This is a genomic window from Lonepinella sp. MS14434, from assembly GCF_042468235.1.
In the GTDB taxonomy this organism is placed as follows: domain Bacteria; phylum Pseudomonadota; class Gammaproteobacteria; order Enterobacterales; family Pasteurellaceae; genus Lonepinella.
Window position 1 is genome coordinate 91,960 of the sequence record NZ_CP170386.1, and the last position, 26,464, is coordinate 118,423.

Here is a 26,464-nt window from a genome sequence, read left to right on the forward strand (position 1 = left end):
ATGCAACTCAATGCGTTAACTGCCCTTTCCCCGATTGATGGTCGCTATCAAGATAAAACCACTGCTTTACGTGGTATTTTTAGCGAGTTTGGTCTATTAAAATTCCGTGTAACCGTTGAAGTACGTTGGTTACAAAAATTGGCATCTACTGCACAAATTAGTGAAGTTTCTTCTTTGTCAAAACAAGCAAACGATTACCTCGATCAACTTGTGGCAAATTTTAGTTTACAAGATGCGGAACGTATTAAAGAAATAGAACGTACTACCAATCACGATGTGAAAGCAGTGGAATATTTCTTAAAAGAAAAATCTGCGACATTACCTGAATTAGCTGCTATCAGCGAGTTTATCCATTTTGCTTGTACATCAGAAGATATTAACAATCTTTCCCATGCGTTGATGTTAAAAACGGCTCGTGAAGAAGTGATTTTGCCACAATGGCAAAAATTAATTGATGAAATTACGCGTTTAGCCAACGAATACAAAGACATTCCGCTGCTTTCTCGTACCCACGGTCAGCCTGCATCCCCGTCCACTGTCGGCAAAGAAATGGCGAATGTGGTGTATCGCTTACGCCGTCAATTTAATCAATTAAAACAAGTGGATGTGTTAGGCAAAATTAATGGTGCGGTGGGGAACTATAACGCCCATTTATCTGCCTATCCTGACATTGACTGGCATCAATTAAGTCGAGAATTCGTCACTTCCCTTGGCATTCAATGGAATCCCTACACCACCCAAATTGAACCGCACGATTACATTGCGGAATTTTTCGATGCCGTGGTGCGTTTTAACACCATTATCATTGATTTTGACCGTGATTTGTGGGGTTATATTGCATTAAATCATTTCAAACAACGCACTATTGCAGGGGAAATTGGCTCAAGCACCATGCCACATAAAGTTAATCCCATTGACTTTGAAAATTCTGAAGGCAATCTTGGGGTGGCGAATGCGGTGATGAGCCATTTAGGGCAAAAATTGCCAATTTCTCGCTGGCAGCGTGATTTAACCGATTCCACCGTATTGCGTAATCTCGGTGTCGGCTTGGGTTATTGCTTAATTGCCTATGCTGCAACGCTCAAGGGCATTAGCAAATTAGAAGTGAACGAACAACATTTGCGTGATGAACTTAACCAAAACTGGGAAGTGTTAGCCGAACCCATTCAAACCGTGATGCGTCGCTATGGCATTGAAAAACCTTATGAAAAGCTAAAAGAATTAACCCGTGGCAAACGTGTTGATGAACAAGCCATGCGAGAATTTGTGGAAAAACTGGACATTCCAGTGGAAGAGAAAGTACGTTTACAACAGCTCACGCCTGCAAGCTATATTGGGAATGCAGTGAAGTTGGTTGAGGCGTTATAAGAGGCTTAAGAGCGTGTAGGAAAACTGATCTTCTCCCCAACAGTTGGACGCTAAATCCAATTCACTAAGGAGGAGATCGTGATAAGGTGTTGTATCTTTATCATTAATCTATAATCCCAGGATTTCTTTTACAAACGGAATCGTCAATTTGCGTTGTGCTTGCAAGGATGCTTTATCTAATTTTGCCACCGCCGTAAATAAGCTGTGCATATCTCTATCTAAACGCTTAATTAAGAAATTTGCCGTTTCTTCTGGTAATTCTATGCCAAGTTGATGGGCGTTTTGTTGTAAGGCTTGAATCTTTTGTGTTTCATTTAAAGGATGGAGCTGATAAATTTCGCCCCAGCGTAAGCGTGATGCGAGATCGGGTAATTTCACGGGAAGTGAAGTAGGGGAGTGGTCGCTACTGATAATTAAAAGTGCGGTGTTTTTTTCTTTGATTCGGTTAAACAAGTCAAAAATGGCCAGTTCCCAGTCGTGATTGCCGGTAACAGCTTGTAAATCATCGAGGCAAATCACATCCTGTTGTTCTAGATTATCTAAAACTGCGGTGGAAAAATAAGCATATTTACTTAACGGCACATAAATACTATGCCGACTTTCTGAACTAATATAGTTTGTTACCGCTTTGAGTAAATGGCTTTTACCACTGCCACTGGTTCCCCAAATATAAAAAAACGGCTGTTGTAATTGTTGGAAATTTTTGTGCAATGAATTGAGCAACAATAGGTTATTGTCGCCGTAGAAATTTTCTAAGGTTTCATCATCAAGATGATGAATGGGGAGAGAGAGTTGTTGCACTGAATATCCATTTTTAGCATAGTGGGCGTATGGAATACGCCCAATACATAATACGTTTAATCGGCTACTTTATTTTCTGCCTTTGGCAAAACCAAGTTAAGAATAATAGCGACAATAGCACATAAGCTGATACCTTTTACTGAAAGTTCGCCGACATTCACAAACATGCCACCGATACCAAAGCTCATCACCACTGAAATAATACATAAATTACGTGCTTCTGTCACATCAACTTTGGCACGAATTAAGGTACTCATTCCTACTACTGCGATAGAGCCGAATACCAGCATCATAATCCCCCCCATTACAATGGTTGGAATGGTGGAAAGAAATGCCCCTACTTTACCACAGAATGAAATAGCGATAGCCCAAACTGCCGCCCAAGTCATTATATTAGGGTTAAAGTTGCGAGTTAACATAACGGCACCGGTCACTTCTGCATAGGTCGTATTCGGTGGTCCGCCTAATAATGAAGCAGCTGATGTGGCAATACCATCACCTAATAAAGTGCGGTGTAAACCGGGTTGTTTTAGAAAATCTTTACCTGTAACAGAGCTGATTGCCATAATACCTCCCACATGTTCAACGGCAGGTGCAATGGCAATTGGAAGTAAGTATAAAATAGCTTCCAACTTGAATTCCGGTGTGGTGATTTCAGGGAGGCTAAACCACGCGGCATCAAGCACCGGTTGGAAATTAATTAAGCCTAAACAAAGGCATAAAATATAACCTACAGCGATACCGAACATAATCGGAATAAGTTTCATCAGACCTTTAGAAAAGACAGCGACACAGAGTGTGGTGATTAAGGTCACTAAGGACACGAGTATAGATAAATCATATTCATAGGCCTGTACAGTCCCTTGTTTACCAACCGCCATATCCACGGCTGTTGGGGCTAGACCCATACCGATAATGATGATCACGGGACCCACTACCACCGGTGGAAAAAGACGTTCTAAGATAGCCGCACCACGTAATTTTACTAAGGTACTCAATAAGATATAAACTAAACCAGTACAAGCTAACCCTCCCATTGTCACGGCAATACCCCAGGTTTGTACGCCGTATTGAATTGGCGCGATAAACGCAAAGGAAGAAGCGAGGAATATGGGGACTTGTTTACCTGTGCAGAGTTGGAATAATAAGGTTCCCAGTCCTGCGGTTAATAGAGCAGTATTCGCATTCAGCCCTGTGATTAATGGTACCAGAACCAAGGCACCAAAGGCGACGAATAACATTTGTAAGCCAACAAAGGCTTGTTTAGTTTTGTTTTGAATTTCAGGTGTTGTCATAGTTTTTTTACTTTAAAGTGCGGTGTAAAACTCACTGATTTACTCACAATCCTTTTAAGGATTGTTCAGGGCGTTGCCTCTGCTGCAAATAGTTATTTGCAACGTTGAAAATGCTTTCAGAATTTTTTTCACCGCGGTTACAGAAAAATGCCTTTGATGTTTATCAAAGGCATCGGGATTATTTGGTTCCAAAAATCTTATCACCCGCATCACCTAAACCTGGGATAATATAACCATGTTCATTTAAATGATCGTCAATAGACGCCGTGTATAATTCAATATCTGGATGTGCTTTTTCTAATGCTTTAAGTCCTTCTGGTGCCGCTACTAACACGAGTACTTTAATTTGTTTACAGCCTTTTTGTTTTAATAAATCAATGGTAGCAATCATAGAACCGCCCGTTGCTAACATTGGGTCAACCACAATGGCTAAACGTTCTGCTAAATCACTGGCTAATTTCTGGAAATAAGGCACAGGTTCCAAAGTTTCTTCATTACGATACATGCCTACTACGCTAATTCTAGCACTTGGGATATGTTCTAACACGCCATCCATCATGCCTAAACCAGCTCGTAAAATCGGCACCACGGTGACTTTTTTTCCCTTAATTCTATCTACATTCACTGGACCGCACCAACCATCAATGGTGACATTTTCAACTTCTAAATCGGCGGTCGCTTCATAGGTCAATAAGCTACCTACTTCAGTAGCTAATTCACGAAAGTGCTTAGTGCTAATATCTGCCATACGCATTAAGCCTAATTTGTGTTTGACTAAAGGGTGTTTTACTTCGACGATTTTCATAGGTGATCCTTAGTTAAAATTTGCGAGATAATTTGCAATAGATAAATCTCGTGGATTTTAAAATATTTTGCGTCACATTAACAGTGGAATTTTTATTTTATGTTTCTTTTTTCAGCAAAAATAGATTAGAATGATTTGCAATAGAATAATTTGGAGATAACACAATGAGTTTATTGTTAGTAGATGATGATCAATATATTCGTTCGTTATTAGTGGACCTGCTATCCTTGGAAGGATTTCGTGTGGATGAAGCGGAAAATGGCAAGGTAGCGTTGGAAAAATTAGCGGAAAATAATTATCGACTTATTTTATTAGATATTATGATGCCTGTTATGGATGGCATTACTACTTTAAAAGAGATTCGCAAGCATTATAATACACCGGTATTGATGCTCACTGCCCGAGGTGATGATTTAGATCGTATTCAAGGGTTAGAGTTAGGGGCGGATGATTATTTAGCTAAGCCTTTTAATGATCTCGAATTAATTGCTAGGATTAAAGCAATTTTACGCCGCACAAATGCTAGTGTAGCACGGAGTTCACAAAATATTATTAATTTTGAAGGGTTAATTTTAAATACTGCTACTAAACAAGCAAGTTATAAAGGCAATTCGTTGGGATTAACTGTGACCGAATTTGGATGTTTGGAGTTGATTATTTCACGAGTTAATTTAGCGGTTTCTAAAGATGATTTAAGTTTAAAAGTATTAGGTAAAACGCTCTCTCCGTTCGATAGATCGATTGATATGCATATGTCAAATTTACGTAAAAAGTTACCACCAAGAGAAAATAATGACTTATGGTTTAAGACGCTGCGTGGACGAGGCTATGTCATGATTTCGGATGAATACTGTTGCCATCATAATGAACAAGGCAGAAATATTGATCAAGACGAGAAATGCGGGGGGGGGGTAATTATATGATTTATAAAGAAAATTTTGATAAATGGAGTGATGGTGAAAGTTACTATTAATTTTCTTTCAGCTAAGATTTTTGCATTGTTTTGGTGTATTTTTGGTTTATTGCTATTGGCAGCCTATTTTGTACCTCAATTAGATACACGTTTGTATGTAGATTTAACATCTAAAGAAATAAAGAAATATCATCAGGATGTTGTTAGTGCGGTGAAAACTAGGCAATTTTCTCGTTTATTAGTGACCCCGGAACCCTTTATTGAAGAAAAGTTGAATTTCACACGCCCAGTATTAGTCGATAACGAAAGAAATATTATTGGAGCGAAAAAGAATGAAATTGGTTATATTCAAGATTTTATGCATCACTCTCATGACGTGTTGCGCCCACGGTCTAGAACTTTTTATAATCTCTTAGTAGCAGGACCTTTTAGCATACATTTAGTTGATGAAGATAAACAATCTGCGTACTTTGTTTATTTTATTACCAATGTGGATCCACAAAAGAATATTGTTAATTATATTTTTGATCATCCCTTATTTTTAATTATGCTTTTAATGTTGATTTCTACGCCCATTTTAGCGTGGTTAGCTTGTAGTTTAACTAAACCTATTCGACGTTTACAACGAGCAGCAAATGCCGTGGCATTAGGCGATTTTAGGGTTAATAAAGAGTTGGAGACGATTGGTGTGGTTGAACTTCGTCAAGTAGGAAAAAGTTTTAATCATATGGCACAATCTTTAGCTGATATCATTAATACTCGACAGTATATGATGTCAGTAGCATCACATGAGTTACGTACACCATTGACACGCTTACAATTAGCGGTAGGATTAATTCGGCGTAAAGTAGGGGATAGTAAGGAATTACAGCGGATAGAGAAGGAAACTAATCGTTTAAATCAAATGATGAATGATTTGTTATTAGTTTCTGCGGCACAAATGGAAAATAGTCTATATCGAAAATGTATTTCTCTACTACAGGTTTATCAGAATGTATTAAATGATGCTGCTTTTGAAGCTAAAGAATTACAGATTGAAATGCGTATCAAGCAAAAGATTAAATCACCGGAAAAATGTTTTATTTATGCTAATTTAGAAGGTTTATCAAGGGCACTAGAAAATGTCATTAGAAATGCATTGAAATATACTAAATCAATTATAGAAGTGAGCTTTCTATTACGCAATAATCAGCTATTCATTATGATTGATGATAATGGTCAAGGATTACCGGAGTCTGAGTATAAACATATTTTTCATCCTTTCTATCGTGTTGATGAAGAGCGTACCCAGATAAAACAAGGGGCGGGTTTAGGATTAACTATTGTACATAGTACAATAAAGTCACATCAAGGCGAAGTTTGGGCAGAGAAAAGCCATTTAGGTGGGTTACGTATAGTCATAAAATTGCCACTTTGGCAAGATTAATCAACACAATCCCCACTGGTTCGTGGGGATTATCAGTTTAGACAGTTTGAATTTTGGTTGGTTGTTTTAAGAAATATAAGGCAATCACTGCAATCAATAATACAAAGCCAACTGCAATATATAAACTTTGTTTTTGCCAGCCGAAATCTAATAGCGAACCGGCAATAGTTGGTGCCAAGATAGATCCGATACGTCCTATACCGATGGACCAACCCACCCCAGTGCTGCGAATATCCGCGGCATAGATATTTGGATTTAAGGTGTATAATCCGCTAATACAACCATTCATCAATGCCCCAACTAATACACCGAATACCATAGCTAACCATAGGATAGAAGACGAAAAAATAAAGATGATAATTGCACAAGAAGATAGCACGGTGAATAACATCAACACATGACGCGCAGACCAACGACTAGCGAGTAAACCATAACATAAAGATCCAATGGTGCCTCCGATAGAAATCATCATGCCGACCACAATACTGGTATTTTCACTCATGCCGGCATCTTTTAATAAGGCTGGCGTCCACGAACTGACAAAATAGAAACTGAACATGATAGCGAAGAACGCTGTCCAAATAAGCAAGGTAGAACGCAAGTATTGTGTGCTAAATAATGGCGAAATCGGTAATTTTTTGACCGCACTTAAACCCTGATCATGGCTTATTTTTTCAGGTAATGTCCACGCTTTGCCTAGTCCCATTTTTTTGGTAATTTTATTGAGCCGTTTTTGTGCATTGAATGGCTGTTTGTTTAACAGAAAATCAATGGATTCCGGTAACCAAGCTAATAAAATAATAAAGCATAAACCTGTTAAGCCCGCGCCGGCTAGATAGACTGCACGCCAGCCATAAACATCTTGTAATCCGACCGCAAAGAAACCACCTAACACGGCGCCTATTCCAAAACCGGCAGCATAAACACTAATCGCAAAGCTACGCCATTTACGGGACGAATATTCACTGGTCAGGACGTTGGTTCCCACCAGAATGCCCCCAACCCCAAGACCGGTAAGTAAACGCCAGCCAAATAAAGTTTCGTGATGTTCAATAAAGGCTGAACCAAACATCCCTAAAGCAGATAATGCAATGGCAATCAGCAAGAGGGGACGACGCCCAATTTTATCGGCAAGGGGGGCTAGAAATAATGAACCCGCAGTCATCCCGATAAGCCCGGCACTTAACAGATAGCCAAGTTGTACACCCGTTAGAGCGAATTCAGTTTTGATGGATGAGGCGGTAAAAGCAAGAGCTAATACATCAAAACCATCTAATAGGTTCATAATGGCAGCCATTGCGACAATCGCCCACTGATAGCCAGACATCGGACTGTGGTCGATTTTTTCTCTTAAATTCATAAAGGTTCCTTAGGTTGTAAAAAAATATTAAATGTTATCTTCGGTTTTATCTTCCTGATTCGTTTCTTCTACATGAGATTCTTCGGATTTTTCCACCGCACTTTGGATAGTCAAATTAATTTCGGTAGAGATTAAACGAGTGAAAATATCCGATAATTGTTGTAGTTTGGTTAAATTTACATTACCACTGCCATCAAAATAGCCGTTATTTTTCAGGCTATTAATAAAGCCAGAGAACACCGCTTTATCAAAAAATTCAGGGGCATTGATGCCATGTAACACCGATAAACGCTGTGCTACAGATTGACTTTCTTTTTCTAAACTCGCCCGTGACATGGTCGGATCGTTACATAATAAACTCACTGCAATTTGATAACGTTGTAGAATCTCACGCATACCGGCAGACCAAAGTTGTAAACTGCGTACTTTCGAGCGATTAATGCTGAGTAAACTATCATTACATTTAATTAACTCTTGGCGAGCCAGTTCGACAATAATACTTTCAATCCGTGGCTGTAATTCGTTATCACTGAAATGCAAAAATAACTCTGCACGCAAGAACGGATAAATTTTATTCACCGCATCGATCACCAAGTCTTTTTGGGTGGCTTCATAATGTAACACAATGCTAGCAACTAAAGACGGCAAGACAAATAAGTGTTGAATATTATTGCGATAATAGGTCATTAACACTGCCGAATTGCGTTCTAAGCGGATAATTTCACCAAAATTATCTTTTTCACTTAACACGCCCACTCGATCTAAGCTTAATACATGGTTTAACATCTCTTCCGGTGTATCGGTTGGAATAATGACATCCTGTGAATAGGGGGTATTTTGTAATAATTGTTGATAACTCTCCAATTGTTCGAGTAACTGTTCACGCGATAAAGCACGTTGCCGTGATGATAATAAGGCGGTGCCAGTCAAGTTCATCGCATTTACCGCTGCGGCATTATTAATATTTATCATGACTTGATTAGCCACTTGATCTACTGCTTGGTTAAACCAACTTGGGCGTTCTTCTTGCAGGGTTTGTTTCCATTCTGGATAATGTTGTGTTAAGTAATTATTGAGCGAAATCGGTTCGCCAAAATTTACATAACCTTTACCAAGATTACGTAATTTTTTAATTACCCGTAACACTAAGCCGGCGTTTTCTTTCTCTTTGGCGGCACCACGTAATTCTTTGGCATAAGTATCTACTTCAAGTACGTGTTCATAGCCCACATAGACTGGCACCAAGGAAATCGGGCGCGTTTGTCCTTGTTGTAAGGCTTGTAAGGTCATGGATACCATGCCGGTTTTCGGTGCCAGCAAACGACCGGTACGAGAACGCCCGCCTTCAATAAAGAATTCAACCGCATAACCACGGTGAAATAATTCCGCTAAATATTCACGGAATAGGGTCGAGTAAAGGCGATTGCCTTTGAACGTGCGACGAATAAAAAAGGCACCGCCACGACGGAATAGCCCACCCACTGGCCAGAAATTGAGATTGATCCCCGCCGCAATATGAGGGGTGACTAAGCCTTGATGGTAAAGCACATAAGAGAGTAACAGATAGTCAATATGGCTACGATGGCAAGGAATATAGACGATTTCATGTCCTTCTAAAGCAAGTCTGCGTACCCGATCGGCGTTTTGTACATCAATGCCTTGGTACAGCTTATTCCATAACCAACGTAAAAAACGATCGGCAACACGCAAACTTTCATAGCTAACATTCGCCGCAATTTCATCCAGAATCTTTTGTGCTTCTTGGGTAGCTTTTTCATGGCTAATATTTTTCGCTTTTGCTTCATCGTCAATAGCTTGCAAAATTGTTGGTGACTGCAACAGTTTTTTAAACATTGCTTGACGATTTGGTAAACGTGGACCCGCCGCTGAAATACGCTGTTTCGCAAAGTGTATTTTAGCAACTCGAGCCAGTTTTTGCGCAATTTTTTCGTCTGCACCGTGTTCATTCACCATATAACGTAGCGAAACTGCTTGTGAGAAACGTACAAAAGTATCTCGTCCAAACCAAATGACAGCAAAAATTTTTTGCACGCTATTAAGCAAACGTAATTTGGGCAAGCCGTTTTTATCTTCTTGACCGGGTGAGCGTCCCCATAATACTGAACTGGGAACGAGTTGAACATTTAAATCTGGCAAAGTGCGGTGTAATTCTAAGTACTTATAAAATACTTTTTCAGTTTCTTTTTTGGCACCTTTTGATTTAAAAAAGCTGTGTCCTTCATCTAGAAATACATAGCGTGGTACTGATTCACCATTAATTTGATTGGCTTGCAACGGATCAGGTAAGCCGACATTCAAACAGTTACGTTGAAAGATGAGCAAATCCGTTTGTGATGTATAGGGAAGCACATACACAAAGGGTTGGTTAATATCAAGTGCCAATTCTTCTATTGGATGATGTGGAATGGAATTGTTTTTTACTAAAAATGATAATGGAATACTTAAAATTTTACGGTATAAATTGATGAGTATTGACATTGAGAAATCCTTTATTCTTATCAAATTTTTGTTAGTGTATCATAGCTTAATCATTCGTTTCAAAAAACTTATTGTGGATAAGATAGAACAGTATTAATATGTAACAGTATTGCAACAAAAATAAGGAGTTCCTATGTCTAGTTTTCTACAAAATTACCAAAATCATGTAGATGAACGTGCTGCTCAAGGTGTTGTTCCAAAACCGTTAGATGCAGAACAGACGGCACAATTAATCGAATTACTCAAAAATCCCCCTGCGGAAAAAAGTGCGGTTGATTTACTCGAACTTTTTGAGACACGCATTCCGGCTGGGGTGGACGAATCCGCTTATGTGAAAGCCAGTTTTTTGGCAGCTATTGCGAAAGGAGAAGCAAGTTCTCCACTCATTTCTACCGAACATGCGGTCAAATTGCTAGGTACTATGCAAGGAGGTTATAATATTGAACCCCTGTTAGCCGCACTTGATAACCCTACTCTCGCTCCCATTGCTGCAAACGCCCTTTCTTCTACTCTACTAATGTTTGATAATTTTCATGATGTTGCTGAGCGTGCCAAACAAGGCAATAGTTACGCTCAACAAGTCTTACAATCTTGGGCGGATGCCGAATGGTTTTTATCTCGTCCAAAATTGGCGGAAAAACTCACCGTTACCGTATTTAAGGTGACGGGCGAAACCAATACAGACGATCTTTCCCCTGCACAAGATGCTTGGTCACGTCCGGATATTCCATTGCATGCGTTGGCGATGTTAAAAAATGAACGTGATGGCATTGAGCCTGATGACGCTGGCAATATTGGTCCGATTAAACAAATTGAACGTTTAAAACAACAAGGTTTTCCATTGGCTTATGTGGGAGACGTGGTGGGGACCGGTTCTTCGCGGAAATCAGCGACTAATTCGGTACTTTGGTTTATGGGGGAAGATATTCCTTATATACCAAATAAACGTGCTGGTGGAGTAGTACTGGGTGGCAAAATTGCACCTATTTTCTTTAACACCATGGAAGATGCAGGATCATTGCCTATTGAAGTGGATGTTAGCCAACTCAATATGGGTGATGTGATTGATATTTACCCTTATGCTGGCAAAATTTGCCGCCATAATAGCGATCAAGTATTAGCTGAATTTCAATTAAAAACCAATGTATTACTGGATGAAGTGCGTGCGGGTGGACGGATTCCACTCATTATTGGGCGTGGTTTAACGCATAAAGCTCGTGTGGAATTAGGCTTGCCAGAAAGTGATGTGTTCCAAAAACCACAAAGTGCGGTGGAAAATCACCATGGTTTTACGCTGGCGCAAAAAATGGTCGGTCGTGCCTGTGGTGTGGACGGTATTCGTCCGGGTCAATATTGCGAGCCAAGAATGACTTCGGTCGGTTCCCAAGATACAACCGGACCGATGACAAGAGATGAACTCAAAGATTTAGCTTGTCTTGGTTTCTCCGCCGATTTAGTCATGCAATCTTTCTGCCACACCGCGGCCTATCCAAAACCAGTTGACGTGATCACCCATCACACTTTACCGGATTTTATTATGAATCGCGGTGGGGTTTCACTTCGTCCGGGCGACGGTGTGATCCATTCTTGGTTAAACCGTATGTTATTACCGGATACAGTGGGAACCGGTGGTGACTCCCATACGCGTTTCCCAATTGGGATTTCATTTCCAGCCGGTTCCGGCTTAGTTGCCTTTGCTGCTGCCACAGGCGTGATGCCATTGGATATGCCAGAATCCGTGTTAGTCCGTTTTAAAGGTGAGATGCAAGCGGGGATTACCTTACGTGATTTAGTGCATGCCATTCCTTACTATGCGATTAAACAAGGCTTGTTAACCGTGGAAAAAGCCGGTAAGAAAAATATTTTCTCTGGTCGTATTCTTGAAATTGAAGGATTGGAACATTTAAAAGTGGAACAAGCCTTTGAACTTTCCGATGCGTCTGCCGAACGTTCAGCCGCCGCTTGTACCATTAAATTAGATAAAGCGCCGATTATTGAATATTTAAATTCAAATATTGTGTTGCTGAAATATATGATTGCCGAAGGTTATGGCGATGTCAGAACCTTGGAACGTCGTATTCGAGGTATGGAAAAATGGCTCGAAAATCCAGAATTAATGCAAGCGGATCCCGATGCAGAATATGCCGCCGTGATTGATATTGATTTGGCAGAAATTAAACAGCCGATTGTCTGTGCGCCGAATGATCCTGATGACGCTCGTTTATTATCAGAAGTTCAAGGCGATAAAATAGATGAAGTGTTTATCGGTTCTTGTATGACCAATATCGGACATTTCCGTGCGGCAGGTAAATTATTAGCGAAATTTAAAGAGATGATCCCAACCAAATTATGGATTGCACCGCCAACCAAAATGGATGCATCCTTGTTGAGTGACGAAGGTTATTACAGTATTTTTGGTAAAAGTGGCGCGCGAATTGAAATTCCGGGCTGTTCACTTTGTATGGGGAACCAAGCTCGTGTGGCTAATAAAGCGACAGTGGTTTCAACATCAACCCGTAACTTCCCGAACCGTTTAGGGCAAGGCGCGAATGTTTATCTCGCATCTGCCGAGCTTGCAGCGGTCGCTGCCTTGTTAGGACGTTTACCAAGCCCGGATGAATATTTATCTTATGTCAATGACTTACAGCAAGATAAAGAAGATACTTATCGCTATATGAATTTTGATCAAATTAATAGTTATACCCAAAAATCAGATAATGTGATTTTTCAAACTGCATTGTAACATTTTGATTTTATTTGTTAATTCAAGGTGTGTTTCATGGCGCACCTTATATTTTTTATTGGAGAGCATTGATTGGAAGCCCGTTATTATATTATTTTTGCCGCGATTTTTGCCGCATTACAATTATTTCTTTATTTTTTTAACCGCACTTTAGGTTGGCTGTATGGATCGCTATTATCGCAACAAGGGCGATATGCTTTTGTGATATTAAGCTATATTTTAGCGAACAGCATAATTTTGTTAACTATTTTTCGCGTTTATCCTAGCTTATTTCGCGTGACACCTTATATCATCGTTTTGTTACTTTATTCTACCTTTGTCAGTATGGCGTTAGGTATCATTTGGTGGCTGGTTAAACATTATTTCGTTACGCCACGTTTGCTTGCTTGGGCTTATCCTATGGCGATGTTAGGGTTAATCATTGTCAGTGTTTATAATGCCTATACGCCAAAGGTGGTACATTATCAAATTACGCTGGATAAACCACTTAATAAGCCCTTACGTATTGGTGTGGCAAGTGATTTTCATTTGGGCAAATTATTTGGCGCCAAACAGCTTGATCAATTGGCGGAGATTTTTAATCAACAAAACGTCGATTTAATTTTACTCCCCGGTGATATTATGGACGACAACGTAGATGCCTATTTAAGCCAACAAATGCAACCGAGTTTAGCTAAATTACAAGCACCTTTAGGCGTTTATGCGACCTTAGGCAACCACGATTTCTTTGGCGATCAACAACGGATTGCGGAACAGATTAAACAAGCTGGCATAAACGTATTGTGGGATCAAACAGAAACCATTAATAATGAATTTGTGATTGTGGGGCGTAATGATGATTTGGTCAAAGATCGCCCGAGTACCGCACAGTTACTTCAGTCAGTGGATACTCGTTTACCGATTTTTGTATTAGATCATCGCCCATCGGAAATTGAACAAATTTCGCAATTACCAGTGGATTTATTGGTAGCCGGTCACACCCACAATGGACAAATTTTCCCTGCTAATTTGATCACCAAATTAACTTACCGCCTTGCCTATGGTTATGAAAAAATTGGCAACGGTCATTTCATTGTCACCTCAGGCTATGGCTTCTGGGGTATCCCAATGCGATTAGGAACGCAATCGGAAGTGGTGATTATTGATATGAAAGGGAAACCGTAATTCAACAGCAACGGTAGGTGTGTACAAACACACCTAGCTGATTTTTTAATATTATTATTTTTTCAACACTACCATATCATCACGATGCACCGCTACTGCTCCATATTCATAACCAAGAATTTGTTCAATCTGTTGCGATTTCTTACCTTGAATAAGTTTTAATGCATCACTGTTATAGCGTGGCATACCTAAGGCAATGTCTTTACCACCTTGAGTGCGAATTTTGACCACTTCACCACGGGAAAAACGTCCTTCAATGGCGACAATGCCAGCAGGTAGTAAAGATTTTTGTTGAATTAACACCGCACTTTCTGCTCCGTCATCAATAATAATGCTGCCAGCAGATGGAGCAGCAAATAGCCATTGTTTACGGCTTTCTAGGTGTTCGGCTGGGATTGTGAATTTAGTACCGATAGCTTGCTCATAGGCTAAATCCACAATCACATTTTCACGATTGCCTGATACGATAATGGTTTCAATACCTGAACGCGTTGCTACGTCTGCGGCGGTAATTTTAGTTGACATGCCGCCAGTCCCCAAATTTGTACCACTGCCACCTGCAATAGCACGAATATGATCGTTAATTTGTGCCACAACTGGAATTAATTTTGCGTCAGGGTTTTTACGTGGATCGCTATCAAATAAACCTTGCTGATCAGTCAATAAATAAAGTTGATCGGCTTGCACTAAAATAGCCACTAATGCCGATAAATTATCATTATCGCCCACTTTTATTTCAGCGGTAGCTACCGCATCATTTTCATTAATTATCGGAATAATTTGATTATCTAACAGAGCATGCAAAGTATCTCTTGCATTGAGAAAACGCTCACGGTCTTCAATATCCGCACGGCTTAATAAAATCTGTCCAACATGAATATCATAAATAGCAAACAGTTGTTGCCACGTTTGAATTAACTGGCTTTGTCCAACTGCCGCCAATAATTGCTTTGAAGCGATTGTCGGGGGTAATACAGGGTGGTTTAAATAATCACGCCCAGCCGCAATGGCACCAGAGGTAACAATAACCAGCCGAAAACCTGCTTGATGAAGTTGGGCGAATTGGCGTACAATTTCGATCATGTGTGGACGATTTAATTTTGGCGAACCCTGTGTTAGGGTGCTTGTGCCGAATTTAACGACAATCGTTTTTTGTGTCATAATAAGATTCTCAAGATTAAAAATGTGCTTAAGTTTACCTTAAAATTTAAAAAAATCATTAAATTTCTAACCGCACTTTTGTTGATTTAAGACAAATCAAAGTGTTGTAAAAAAGCTTATAATATGGCACTAGAAATATAAATTAGGATCAAAGTATGGAAGAAGATAAACAACAAGAAGATCAACAGCGTGAAATTACTAGGCTTTGTGTTCTGGTTGCGCAATTATTATTGCAGCACGGGGCAGAAAGTACGGTGGTTGCTCAAAGTGCAGTGCGTTTAGGTAAAGCATTGGGAGCCGCGACCGTGGAATGTGCGTTGACCCCAAATGCGATTATTTTAACCACAGTACAAAATGATCACTGCATTACTACCACCAGACAAAATAGTGATAAAGGTATTAATATGCAAGTGGTCACAGCAGTACAACGTATTGTCATTTCGGCCGAACATCATATTTATGATATTCATTTAGTACGTAAAAAATTAGAACAAATCAAACCGTTGAAATACAATCGTTGGTTAGTGGTGTTTATGATTGGCTTGTCTTGTGCCTGTTTTTCTCACCTTTCCGGCGGTAATCATATTATTTTTGGTATTACATTTGTGGCGGCTGCAGTGGCAATGTTTGTTCGTCAGGAATTAGCTAAACGACATTTTAACCCATTAATTGTGTTTGGGGTGACGGCTTTTGTTGCCACCTTAATTTCGGGTTGGGCGTTAAAACTGAATTTGGGTAACAATCCACAAATTGCACTCGCGTCCAGTGTGTTATTGCTTGTCCCCGGTTTCCCATTAGTCAATTCCATTGCAGATATTTTAAAAGGGCATATTGGTATGGGATGGGCGAGATGGACTTTGGCGACCGTACTAACGTTCGGGGCTTGCATGGGAATTGTTCTTGCTTTAAATGTATTGCATATTACACATTGGGGAAGTTAAGATGGATTTAATTTGGTTATTACTGGATGATATGTTTTTTGCGGCCATTCCCGCTGTAGGTTTTGCCTTGATTTTTAATGTGCCACCTAAGGCACTGATTTATTGTGCTATTTTAGGTGCAATGGGGCACAGTTTCCGCACGTTATTATTGCATTTTGATGTATCTTTAGTGCTTGCCACAATGTTGGCTTCTGCATTAATTGGTTTTGCTGGGGTGCATATTTCGCAACGTTATTTAGCTCACCCTAAAGTATTTACTGTGGCGGCGATTATTCCTATGATTCCGGGAATTTATGCTTATAAAGCGATGATTGCGATTGTGCAAATCAACTATCAGGGTTATACCCCAGAATTGTATGAACACATGATTAACGATTTTATTAAAACAGGATTTTTGCTCGGAGCTTTAGTATTTGGCTTGGCGTTACCGAGATTAATGTTTTATCGAAATACGCCAGTGGTTTGATTTTCACTTAAAAGTGCGGTGTTTTTATTGATAATTTCTGTTGGAATTGTTTTGGAATTTTCACCGCACTTTTTGCTTACTCAATCATTTCCTTATAGTGTCGCCGACAAACGGAGAGATATTTATCATTTCCGCCAATTTCAATTTGCTTTCCGTCTTTTACCACTTCGCCTTGTTCATTTAAACGCAACACAAAATTTGCTTTGCGACCGCAATAGCAAATGGTTTTCAGTTCTTCTAATTGATCCGCCCACGCTAGTAAATATTGGCTACCCTCAAATAAATTCGCCTGAAAATCCGTGCGTAAGCCGTAACATAACACGGGAATATTCAATTTATCCACCACATCACTTAATTGACGAACCTGTGCTTGGCTGAGAAATTGAGCTTCATCGACTAAAATACAGTGTAATTTTTCATGCTCTAAATGTTGCTTGATTTCTTCCCATAGATTACTGTTTTTATTAAATAATTTAGCCGCCTGACTGATGCCAATACGGGAGGTTATTCGCCCCACTCCAAAACGATCGTCAATCGCCGCAGTGTAAAGCAACACGTTCATTTGACGTTCGACATAGTTGTAGGAGGATTGTAACAGGGTAGTGGATTTCCCTGCGTTCATCGTGGAGTAATAAAAATAAAGTTTAGCCATAAGTGCGGTGTTTTTTGGTTAAGTTTTTAAATAGAAGTTAATTCTGTCATTGCCCAGCGTGGTTTTACCTCTATCGCTAAATCCGATTGTTCGCCATTTTTTAAGCGTAAAAAACCCACGTAAGCAATCATTGCTCCGTTGTCGGTACAAAATTGCGGAGCAGGGTAGAATACTTGCCCTTTGAGTTGTTGCATTAATTGCTGTAAACCTTGGCGTAATTGCTGGTTAGCACTGACACCACCCGCGATCACTAAGCGATTGTAGCCTGTTTGTTTTAAGGCTCGTTTGCATTTAATTGCTAAAGTATCTACCACTGAAGTTTGAAAAGCATGGGCAATATCAGCTTTGTCTTGTTCGCTCAATTCGCCTTGTTGTTTAATTAATTGATTAATCGTATTGGCAGCAGCGGTTTTTAAGCCAGAAAAACTGAAATCCAAGCCAGGGCGATCGGTCATGGGTTTTGGGAACAAAAAGCGTCCCGCCGTGCTTTTTCTCGCTAAACGAGAAAGTGCTGCACCACCCGGATAATCTAAGCCGAGTAATTTTGCGGTTTTATCAAAGGCTTCGCCAGCCGCATCATCAATACTTTCTCCTAATAGTTGATAGCGACCGACACCCTCTACTTGGACGAGTTGGGTATGTCCCCCAGAAACCAGTAATGCCACAAAAGGAAACTGCGGTCGATTTTCGGGCAGTTCTAACATGGGGGCGAGTAAATGTCCCTCCATGTGATGCACACCGATAGCAGGAATATTCCAAGCATAAGCAAGCGAACGAGCAATAGTGGCTCCGACTAATAAGGCACCCACTAAACCCGGTCCAGCAGTATAAGCAATGCCGTCAATATCTTGCGCGGTTAAATTCGCTTGTTGCAAAGCTTGCTGAATTAAAGGTAAGGTTTTGCGAATATGATCACGTGAGGCAAGCTCGGGAACGACCCCCCCATAATCAGCGTGCAGATCGATTTGGCTATAAAGTTGATTGGCGATTAAGCCTTGTTGTTCATCATAAATGGCAACACCTGTTTCATCACAGGAGGTTTCAATGCCTAGAATTTTCATGAAATACTCTTTATTTTGTTATTCTTCTAAAAATTAGGGGAGATTTTACCGCACTTTGGCAAATTTGCACAGAAAAGATCAAATTCAGGCTTTACTTTTAGAGGCAAATTAGATTAAAATTGCGACCTTTATTGAGTAAGTTACTCAGTAATTTTGCAAAATTAACTAAACTTATTTATCAAATTTTAATAGAGGTGATGGCTTATGCCAGTAATTAAAGTTCGTGAAAACGAATCATTTGACGTTGCATTACGTCGTTTCAAACGCTCTTGCGAAAAAGCGGGAGTCTTAGCAGAAGTACGTGCACGTGAATTCTACGAAAAACCAACAACAATTCGTAAACGTGAAAATATCTCTCGTGCAAAACGTCACGCGAAACGTGTTGCTCGTGAAAACGCTCGTAATACACGTTTATATTAATTAGAAGTTTTAATTAACACTTGAGTTAAACAAACCGTGAAACCTTTTCGGAATCACGGTTTTGTGCATTTAATTAGTTTGCTAATTCATGAGGATTAACTATGGCGGGTTTGATTCCACGTTCTTTTATTAATGATATTATTGCTAAAGCAGATATTGTTGATATAGTTAATTCTCGGGTCAAATTGAAAAAGGCTGGCACCAATAATTATCAAGCGTGCTGTCCATTTCATCACGAAAAAACCCCCTCTTTTACGGTTAGCAAAACCAAACAGTTTTATCATTGTTTTGGTTGTGGGGCTCACGGTAATGCGTTAAGTTTTTTAATGGAATATGACAAACTTGAATTTGTGGAAGCGGTAGAAGAATTAGCCAATATACTTGGCTTAGATGTACCAAGAGAGGAAACTCGTGGTAAATCAGATAAGCCTTATGTTAATTATCAAACTAAGAAAGATCTTTATCAATTAATGCAAGAAATTGCTGAACTTTATCAGCAACAACTGCCGAAATCTCAGTTAGCTCAAGACTATTTACAACAACGAGGTTTGTCTAAAGAAATTATTCAACGTTTTTCCATTGGTTTTGTGCCAGACAGTTACGATTTAGTGGTTCGTCAATTTGGTAAAAATAAGGAAGAACAAGAACGGTTATTTTCTTTAGGTATGGTAAAACGAAGCGAGCGTGGAATGGTGTACGATACGTTTCGTCATCGCGTGATGTTTCCGATTCGTGATCGGCGTGGGCGAGTGATTGCTTTTGGGGGGCGAGTGATGGGTGATGACATGCCAAAATATCTTAATTCGCCTGATACTGTAACTTACCATAAAGGCAATGAATTGTATGGGTTATTTGAAGCCCTTCAAGTAAATGATAGTCCAGAAAAATTATTAGTGGTGGAAGGTTATATGGATGTGGTGGCATTGGCTCAATTTGGGGTGGACTATGCGGTGGCATCACTGGGAACGGCAACTACACCAGAACAAATTAACCAACTTTTTCGCACTACAGAGCAGGTCGTTTGTTGTTATGATGGTGATCGTGCTGGACGTTCTGCCGCATGGCGAGCTTTAGAAAATGCCTTACCTTATTTAGAAGATGGACGTCAGTTGAAATTTGTGTTTTTACCCGATGGAGAAGATCCTGATAGCTACATTCGTCAATATGGTAAACTACAATTTGAAGATTATTTACAACAGGCTCAATCCTTGAGTGATTTTTTATTTGATCATCTATTGAAAGACGTAAAATTAGAAACTAAGGAAGGGAAAAGTAAGTTAGCTGCCTTGGCGGTACCGTTAATTGGACGTATTCCGGGAAATATGTTACGCATTTATTTACGTAATATGTTGGCAAGTAAATTAGGTATTATTGATCCTAACCAAATTGAGTTGTTATTACCGAATTCATTACTACGTCATGAAAGTGCGGTGAAAAAAATGCCAGAAGTTAAGCGAACACCAATGCGATTACTGATCGCCTTATTGTTGCAAAACCCCAAACTCGCCCTTGAATTTGATTATGATGCATCATCCTTAGCCAGTTTAAATGAACCGGGGTTAGCATTATTTGATAAATTAACCACACTTTGTCGTAACAATGTGGGGATTACCTTAGGGCAGATTCTTGAATATTTTCGTGATACGGAAGACTACAAGCCCCTTGAAATTTTAGCGACTTGGGATCATTTAATAGAAGAAGAACATATCAGTACAACTTATATTGAAACCTACAATTTCTTGTTGGTACAAATTGTTGAACGCAGAATTGAACAACTTATTGCCAAAGATCGCACAGACGGTTTAGGTGTAGCTGAAAAACAAGAGCTTGCACATTTATTAACGATACGTGCGAAATAAATAATAGTGAAATAGTCATAACAGTGATAAAATTCAATCTATTTTATCTAAACCAATCAAAGTAAAGGCGGAGCCATTTATGGATCAAAATCCACAATCACAATTAAAATTGTTAATCGCCCAAGGGAAAGAACAGGGATATTTAACTTTTGCTGAGGTCAACGACCATCTGCCAGAAGAACTTGTTGATGCCGATCAGATTGAAGATATTATTCAAATGATCAATGACATGGGGATTCAAGTGCTAGAAACCGCACCGGATGCTGATGATCTTATTTTGAATGAAAATATTGATAATATTAATGATGATGTGGTGGAAGAAGCAACTCAAGTATTATCAAGCGTGGAAGCGGAATTAGGTCGTACCACGGATCCTGTGCGTATGTATATGCGAGAAATGGGCAGCGTAGAATTGCTTACTCGTGAAGGCGAAATTGATATTGCCAAACGTATTGAAGATGGCATTAATGAAGTACAGAATGCGGTAGCGGAATATCCGGAATCTTTAACTTATCTGTTAGAACAATATGAAAAAGTCGAAGAAGGTTTGGTTCGTTTAGTAGATTTAATTACCGGTTTTGTTGATCCAAATGTGGTGGAAGAAGAAAGTATAGATAACATTGATGTGCTTGTTGATGATGAAGACGAAGACGAGGATACAGATGTCGCAGATGTGGATCTAGATGATGAAGATGAGGAAGAAGAAACGGAATCTACCTCTGATGACAGTGATAATGCCATTGATCCCGAAGTAGCAAGAGAAAAATTTGCCGCCTTAAAAGCACAGCATATTAAAATTTTAGGATTAATTGAGAAACATGGACGCACTCATAAAAAAGTGCGTAATGAAATTCAAGCATTATCCGATATTTTTGTACAATTCCGTTTGGTACCACGTCAATTTGATTTATTGGTCATGTCAATTAGAGATATGATGAAACGAGTGCGTAAGGAAGAACGCCAAATTCAACGTTGGGTGGTGGATTATGCTAAAATGCCAAAAGATGATTTTGTCAAAGTCTTTGTCGGCAAAGAAAATACAGATACTTGGTTAGTCAAAATCTTAGAAAGCAAGAAAACTTATGCACCGAAATTAGCTGAATATGCGGATAATATTCGCGAATCGATTACTAAATTACAACAAATTGAACAAGAAACCAGACTGACTATTCCACAGATTCGTGAAATTGGTGATCGGGTAGCTCAAGGCGAATTAAAAGCTCGCCGAGCTAAAAAAGAAATGGTGGAAGCTAACTTACGTTTAGTGATCTCGATTGCCAAAAAATACACCAACCGTGGTTTACAATTCCTTGATTTAATTCAAGAAGGTAACATTGGTTTAATGAAAGCGGTGGATAAATTTGAATATCGTCGTGGTTATAAATTTTCGACTTATGCCACATGGTGGATTCGTCAGGCGATTACCCGTTCTATTGCTGATCAAGCTCGTACTATTCGTATCCCCGTGCATATGATTGAGACTATTAATAAATTAAATCGTATTTCACGTCAAATGTTGCAAGAAATGGGTCGAGAGGCTACACCAGAAGAATTGGCAGAGCGTATGGGTATGCCAGAGGATAAAATTCGTAAAGTGTTGAAAATTGCCAAAGAACCGATTTCTATGGAAACCCCTATTGGTGATGATGACGATTCACATTTAGGTGATTTTATTGAAGATAGCACTCTTGAGTTACCATTAGATAGTGCAACAGCACAGAGTTTACGTGCCGCAACCCATGAAGTATTAGAGGGTTTAACTCCAAGAGAATCTAAAGTATTACGTATGCGTTTTGGTATTGATATGAACACTGACCATACACTTGAAGAAGTGGGTAAACAATTTGATGTTACCCGTGAACGTATTCGTCAAATTGAAGCCAAAGCATTACGCAAATTACGCCACCCAAGCCGTTCGGAAACTTTACGGAGTTTCTTAGATGAGTAAGTGATATGCCCTGCACTAGCGTACAGGGATAAGCATGGTGACGATGCTCTGCATCTTTTATATGAATGAGATAACGGATCTAACGCTATGGAATAGCGATATTATGCCTAACCCCGTATGTAAGTGCGGGGTTTTTTCGTCTATTTTGTGATTTAAGAGAAATAAAATTATTACTTCATGTGAAAAGGTTGTATAATAATCAACGCTTTTTTGTATCCGTTTTCGTTTTAGCGTGCGGCTATCAAAAATATTTTGCAGATAGACAAAGAGTATTTTTGCTAGTCGCAAATTTGGAACAAGAAAGCAGTGTTTGGGGGAAATCCCTGTGTTAGAAAATGAAAAAGGAAAACATTGTGAATCCAATAGTAAAACAATTTAAATATGGTCAACACACCGTCACGCTTGAAACCGGTGCGATTGCACGTCAAGCGACCGCAGCAGTGATGGCAAGTATGGACGATACCACGGTATTTGTCACTGTAGTGGCGAAAAAAGACGTAAAAGAGGGGCAAGACTTTTTCCCATTAACCGTAGATTATCAAGAACGTACTTACGCCGCCGGTAAAATTCCGGGTGGATTTTTTAAACGTGAGGGTCGTCCATCTGAGAGTGAAACCTTAATTGCTCGTTTAATTGATCGTCCACTTAGACCATTATTCCCGGAGGGTTTTTTAAACGAAATTCAAATCATCGCTACTGTGATGTCAGTTAATCCACAAATCAGTCCTGATTTAGTGGCATTAATTGGTGCATCAGCCGCATTGTCCTTATCAGGTGTTCCTTTCAATGGACCGATTGGCGCTGCTCGAGTGGGTTTTATTGATGGTCAATTCGTGTTGAATCCAACCATGGCAGAACAAAAACACAGCCGTTTAGATTTAGTGGTTGCCGGAACAGATAAAGCTGTATTAATGGTAGAATCCGAAGCGGACGTATTAACTGAAGAACAGATGTTAGCGGCGGTGGTATTCGGTCATCAGCAACAACAAGTAGTGGTTGAAGCGATTAAAGAATTTGCTCAAGAGGCGGGTAAACCACGTTGGGATTGGGTTGCTCCAGCACCAAATACCGCATTAATCAATAAAGTAAAATCTTTAGCAGCAAGCCGTTTAGGTGATGCTTATCGTATTACTGAAAAACAAGTACGTTATGAACAAATTGATGCCATTAAAGCCGATGTCATTGCTCAAATTACCGCAGAAACTGTTGAAGGTGAAGAAATCAGCGAAGGTAAAATTATTGATATTTTCACCGCACTTGAAAGCCAAATTGTGCGTGGACGTATTATCGCAGGCGAACCACGCATTGACGGTCGTACCGTTGATACCGTGCGAGCATTAGATATTTGTACTGGCGTGTTACCACGTACCCATGGTTCTGCAATTTTTACTCGTGGTGAAACGCAAGCGTTAGCGGTGGCAACATTAGGTACTGAGCGTGATGCACAAATCTTAGATGAATTAACCGGTGAGCGTCAAGATAACTTCTTATTCCACTACAATTTTCCTCCATATTCCGTGGGTGAAACAGGGCGTGTAGGTTCACCAAAACGCCGTGAAATTGGTCATGGTCGTTTGGCAAAACGTGGTGTAGCCGCTGTGATGCCAAGCATTACAGAGTTTCCTTATGTGGTACGTGTGGTGTCTGAAATTACCGAATCTAATGGTTCATCTTCTATGGCTTCAGTATGTGGTGCTTCCCTTGCATTAATGGACGCAGGTGTACCAATTAAAGCTGCCGTAGCAGGGATTGCCATGGGTTTAGTGAAAGAGGACGACAAATTTGTGGTGCTTTCTGATATTTTAGGCGATGAAGATCACTTAGGTGATATGGACTTCAAAGTCGCGGGGACTCGTCAAGGGGTAACCGCCTTACAAATGGATATCAAAATTGAAGGCATTACCGCTGAAATTATGCAAATTGCCTTAAACCAAGCCAAAAGTGCCAGAATGCATATTTTAGGTGTGATGGAACAAGCGATTGCTGCACCACGTGAAGAAATCTCTGATTTTGCGCCACGCATTTACACCATGAAAATTGATCCGAAGAAAATTAAAGACGTGATCGGTAAAGGTGGCGCGGTGATTCGTTCATTAACCGAAGAAACCGGCACATCTATTGATATTGATGACGATGGTACGGTGAAAATTGCTGCCGTTGATGGTAATGCGGTGAAAACGGTTATGGCGCGTATCGAAGATATTACGGCTGAAGTAGTTGCCGGTGAAATTTACAAAGGTAAAGTGACTCGCCTTGCAGACTTTGGTGCATTCGTTTCAATTCTTGGCGGCAAAGAAGGTTTAGTGCATATTTCTCAAATTGCGGAAGAACGTGTTGAAAAAGTGACGGATTACTTATCTTTAGGTCAGGAAGTGCAAGTGAAAGTGGTGGAAATTGATCGTCAGGGTCGTATTCGTTTAACCATGAAAGAGCTTGCAGGAAAACAAGAAAATGTTGAACAGGCTGAGCAATTTACTGTTGAACAAGAATAATTTGTAAAATATTGACCGCACTTTATGCTTAGCGCTTAAAGTGCGGTTTATTTCTCACAAGTTTTTGTCTAATGAAGGCATTATAGGCAATGGTATTGCTAAAAAGGTTAGTTGGAAACAGCAGAGTACTGCTGAATTTTCTTTTTGTTGCAGTGTTAACAGGCTGTGTTAATAGCACGAGCGGTGTATTTGTAACAAAAAATAAAGTGACCTTGGCGGAGCAATATCCAAATATTCACTTTGAACAAGAAGTGATGATTGCTCGGATTAGCCAAATGTTAATTATTGGACAACTATCACGAGGCGAACGTGCAAATTTACATTTTGAACGTGGTGTACTTTACGATAGTTTAGGGCTTTGGGGATTAGCTCGTTATGACTTCACCCAAACCCTTGCACTGCAACCTAAAACGGCGGCAGTTTACAATTATTTAGGTTTATATTCATTATTAGATGAAGATTATGATGCGGCGTTGGAGGCTTTCAACGTGGTATTTGAATTGGATCCCGATTATGAATACACCTATTTAAACCGTGGTTTAGATTTTTATTACACTGCACGTTATAACCTGGCACAACAGGATTTTTTGAAGTTTTACACTTCCGATAAAAAAGATCCTTATCGTACCCTGTGGTTATATTTAAATGAGCTTAAATTTAAACCCAATGAGGCGAAACAGAATTTAGTAAACCGAGCGGAACAGCTTTCTACTGAATACTGGGGGACTTTTATCGTCCAATATTATTTGGGCAAACTTTCAGAACAAGCATTATTCGACAAGGCGAAATCCTTTGTTGATCCGCAATCATCACAGTATGCGGAAATCTTGACTGAAACGTATTTTTATCTAGCAAAACAAAAACTCAATACTGGCAATTTGAGTGAGGCAGAAACCTTATTTAAATTGGCATTGGCAAATCAGGTGTATAATTTCGTTGAGTATCGTTTTGCATTGTTTGAACTGGCTAAATTGAAAAATATGGAATCCAGTGAACAAACGGACGTGGTTGCACGGAAAAAATAACCGCTTAAAGTGCGGTGCTTTTTAGTAACGTTTTTCCTAGTGCAATTAAATTATACAAATGAAAG

Annotated in this window: 20 protein-coding genes; 12 read left to right on the forward strand and 8 right to left on the reverse strand. The window is 39.6% G+C overall.

All coding sequences use genetic code 11. From position 1 onward, the window contains the following. Positions 1 to 1,368 carry an adenylosuccinate lyase gene (gene purB, locus O1Q79_RS00530; RefSeq protein WP_386693312.1) on the forward strand — a complete coding sequence of 456 codons (1,368 nt, stop codon included), beginning with the start codon at positions 1 to 3 and terminating at the stop codon, positions 1,366 to 1,368. A 108-nt stretch (positions 1,369 to 1,476) separates the two neighbouring features. Here the strand turns inward: purB and hda are convergent, their stop codons facing one another. The 3 genes from hda to upp form a co-directional block, all read right to left on the reverse strand. Next, positions 1,477 to 2,169 (reverse strand): DnaA inactivator Hda, encoded by a 693-nt coding sequence (hda, locus tag O1Q79_RS00535; protein WP_386692443.1) that lies wholly within the window; start codon positions 2,167 to 2,169, stop codon positions 1,477 to 1,479. 56 nt (positions 2,170 to 2,225) lie between these two features. After that, the gene (locus O1Q79_RS00540) at positions 2,226 to 3,464 is read right to left on the reverse strand and encodes an NCS2 family protein (protein WP_386692444.1); all 1,239 of its coding nucleotides are present in this window, start codon (positions 3,462 to 3,464) and stop codon (positions 2,226 to 2,228) included. Positions 3,465 to 3,642: 178 nt separating this feature from the next. After that, positions 3,643 to 4,269 carry a uracil phosphoribosyltransferase gene (gene upp, locus O1Q79_RS00545; RefSeq protein ID WP_386692445.1) on the reverse strand — a complete coding sequence of 209 codons (627 nt, stop codon included), beginning with the start codon at positions 4,267 to 4,269 and terminating at the stop codon, positions 3,643 to 3,645. 164 nt (positions 4,270 to 4,433) lie between these two features. On the opposite strand from upp, the gene O1Q79_RS00550 reads away from it, so the two are divergent. Both O1Q79_RS00550 and cpxA read left to right on the forward strand, forming a co-directional pair. Further along, positions 4,434 to 5,192 (forward strand): response regulator, encoded by a 759-nt coding sequence (locus tag O1Q79_RS00550; protein ID WP_386692446.1) that lies wholly within the window; start codon positions 4,434 to 4,436, stop codon positions 5,190 to 5,192. Positions 5,193 to 5,225: 33 nt separating this feature from the next. Next, a complete protein-coding gene (gene cpxA / locus O1Q79_RS00555; RefSeq protein ID WP_386692447.1) occupies positions 5,226 to 6,608 on the forward strand; it encodes an envelope stress sensor histidine kinase CpxA in 1,383 nt (460 codons plus the stop codon). A 37-nt stretch (positions 6,609 to 6,645) separates the two neighbouring features. On the opposite strand, the gene O1Q79_RS00560 is transcribed toward cpxA, so the two are convergent. Both O1Q79_RS00560 and plsB read right to left on the reverse strand, forming a co-directional pair. Continuing rightward, a complete protein-coding gene (locus O1Q79_RS00560; protein ID WP_386692448.1) occupies positions 6,646 to 7,968 on the reverse strand; it encodes an MFS transporter in 1,323 nt (440 codons plus the stop codon). 27 nt (positions 7,969 to 7,995) lie between these two features. After that, on the reverse strand, positions 7,996 to 10,467 hold the full coding sequence (plsB, locus tag O1Q79_RS00565; RefSeq protein WP_386692449.1) for a glycerol-3-phosphate 1-O-acyltransferase PlsB: 2,472 nt from the start codon (positions 10,465 to 10,467) through the stop codon (positions 7,996 to 7,998). Positions 10,468 to 10,600: 133 nt separating this feature from the next. Here plsB and acnB point away from each other — a divergent pair, with 133 nt between their 5' ends. After that, a complete protein-coding gene (gene acnB / locus O1Q79_RS00570; protein WP_386692450.1) occupies positions 10,601 to 13,210 on the forward strand; it encodes a bifunctional aconitate hydratase 2/2-methylisocitrate dehydratase in 2,610 nt (869 codons plus the stop codon). Positions 13,211 to 13,282: 72 nt separating this feature from the next. Beyond that, positions 13,283 to 14,374: a metallophosphoesterase gene (locus O1Q79_RS00575; protein WP_386692451.1), complete on the forward strand. Its 1,092-nt coding sequence runs from the start codon at positions 13,283 to 13,285 to the stop codon at positions 14,372 to 14,374. 54 nt (positions 14,375 to 14,428) lie between these two features. On the opposite strand, the gene proB is transcribed toward O1Q79_RS00575, so the two are convergent. Then, complete coding sequence (gene proB / locus O1Q79_RS00580) at positions 14,429 to 15,535, reverse strand: glutamate 5-kinase (RefSeq protein WP_386692452.1); 1,107 nt, start codon at positions 15,533 to 15,535, stop codon at positions 14,429 to 14,431. 155 nt (positions 15,536 to 15,690) lie between these two features. On the opposite strand from proB, the gene O1Q79_RS00585 reads away from it, so the two are divergent. Beyond that, positions 15,691 to 16,476 (forward strand): threonine/serine exporter ThrE family protein, encoded by a 786-nt coding sequence (locus tag O1Q79_RS00585; RefSeq protein ID WP_386692453.1) that lies wholly within the window; start codon positions 15,691 to 15,693, stop codon positions 16,474 to 16,476. A gap of 1 nt (position 16,477) precedes the next feature. After that, positions 16,478 to 16,942, forward strand: coding sequence for a threonine/serine exporter family protein (locus O1Q79_RS00590; protein WP_386692454.1), 465 nt, complete (start codon positions 16,478 to 16,480; stop codon positions 16,940 to 16,942). Positions 16,943 to 17,018: 76 nt separating this feature from the next. Here the strand turns inward: O1Q79_RS00590 and O1Q79_RS00595 are convergent, their stop codons facing one another. Both O1Q79_RS00595 and tsaD read right to left on the reverse strand, forming a co-directional pair. Next, positions 17,019 to 17,594, reverse strand: a complete 576-nt coding sequence (locus O1Q79_RS00595; protein ID WP_386692455.1) for a thymidine kinase — start codon at positions 17,592 to 17,594, stop codon at positions 17,019 to 17,021. 26 nt (positions 17,595 to 17,620) lie between these two features. Next, the gene (gene tsaD, locus O1Q79_RS00600) at positions 17,621 to 18,655 is read right to left on the reverse strand and encodes a tRNA (adenosine(37)-N6)-threonylcarbamoyltransferase complex transferase subunit TsaD (protein WP_386692456.1); all 1,035 of its coding nucleotides are present in this window, start codon (positions 18,653 to 18,655) and stop codon (positions 17,621 to 17,623) included. A gap of 204 nt (positions 18,656 to 18,859) precedes the next feature. On the opposite strand from tsaD, the gene rpsU reads away from it, so the two are divergent. From rpsU to nlpI, 5 genes are all read left to right on the forward strand, one after another. Then, complete coding sequence (gene rpsU, locus O1Q79_RS00605) at positions 18,860 to 19,075, forward strand: 30S ribosomal protein S21 (RefSeq protein WP_386692458.1); 216 nt, start codon at positions 18,860 to 18,862, stop codon at positions 19,073 to 19,075. A gap of 101 nt (positions 19,076 to 19,176) precedes the next feature. Next, a complete protein-coding gene (gene dnaG / locus O1Q79_RS00610; protein WP_386692459.1) occupies positions 19,177 to 20,934 on the forward strand; it encodes a DNA primase in 1,758 nt (585 codons plus the stop codon). A gap of 79 nt (positions 20,935 to 21,013) precedes the next feature. Beyond that, positions 21,014 to 22,882 carry an RNA polymerase sigma factor RpoD gene (gene rpoD, locus O1Q79_RS00615; RefSeq protein WP_386692460.1) on the forward strand — a complete coding sequence of 623 codons (1,869 nt, stop codon included), beginning with the start codon at positions 21,014 to 21,016 and terminating at the stop codon, positions 22,880 to 22,882. A gap of 353 nt (positions 22,883 to 23,235) precedes the next feature. Continuing rightward, positions 23,236 to 25,374, forward strand: a complete 2,139-nt coding sequence (gene pnp, locus O1Q79_RS00620) for a polyribonucleotide nucleotidyltransferase (RefSeq protein WP_386692461.1) — start codon at positions 23,236 to 23,238, stop codon at positions 25,372 to 25,374. An 89-nt stretch (positions 25,375 to 25,463) separates the two neighbouring features. Beyond that, a complete protein-coding gene (gene nlpI / locus O1Q79_RS00625) occupies positions 25,464 to 26,399 on the forward strand; it encodes a lipoprotein NlpI (protein WP_386692462.1) in 936 nt (311 codons plus the stop codon). Positions 26,400 to 26,464 lie beyond the last annotated feature (65 nt).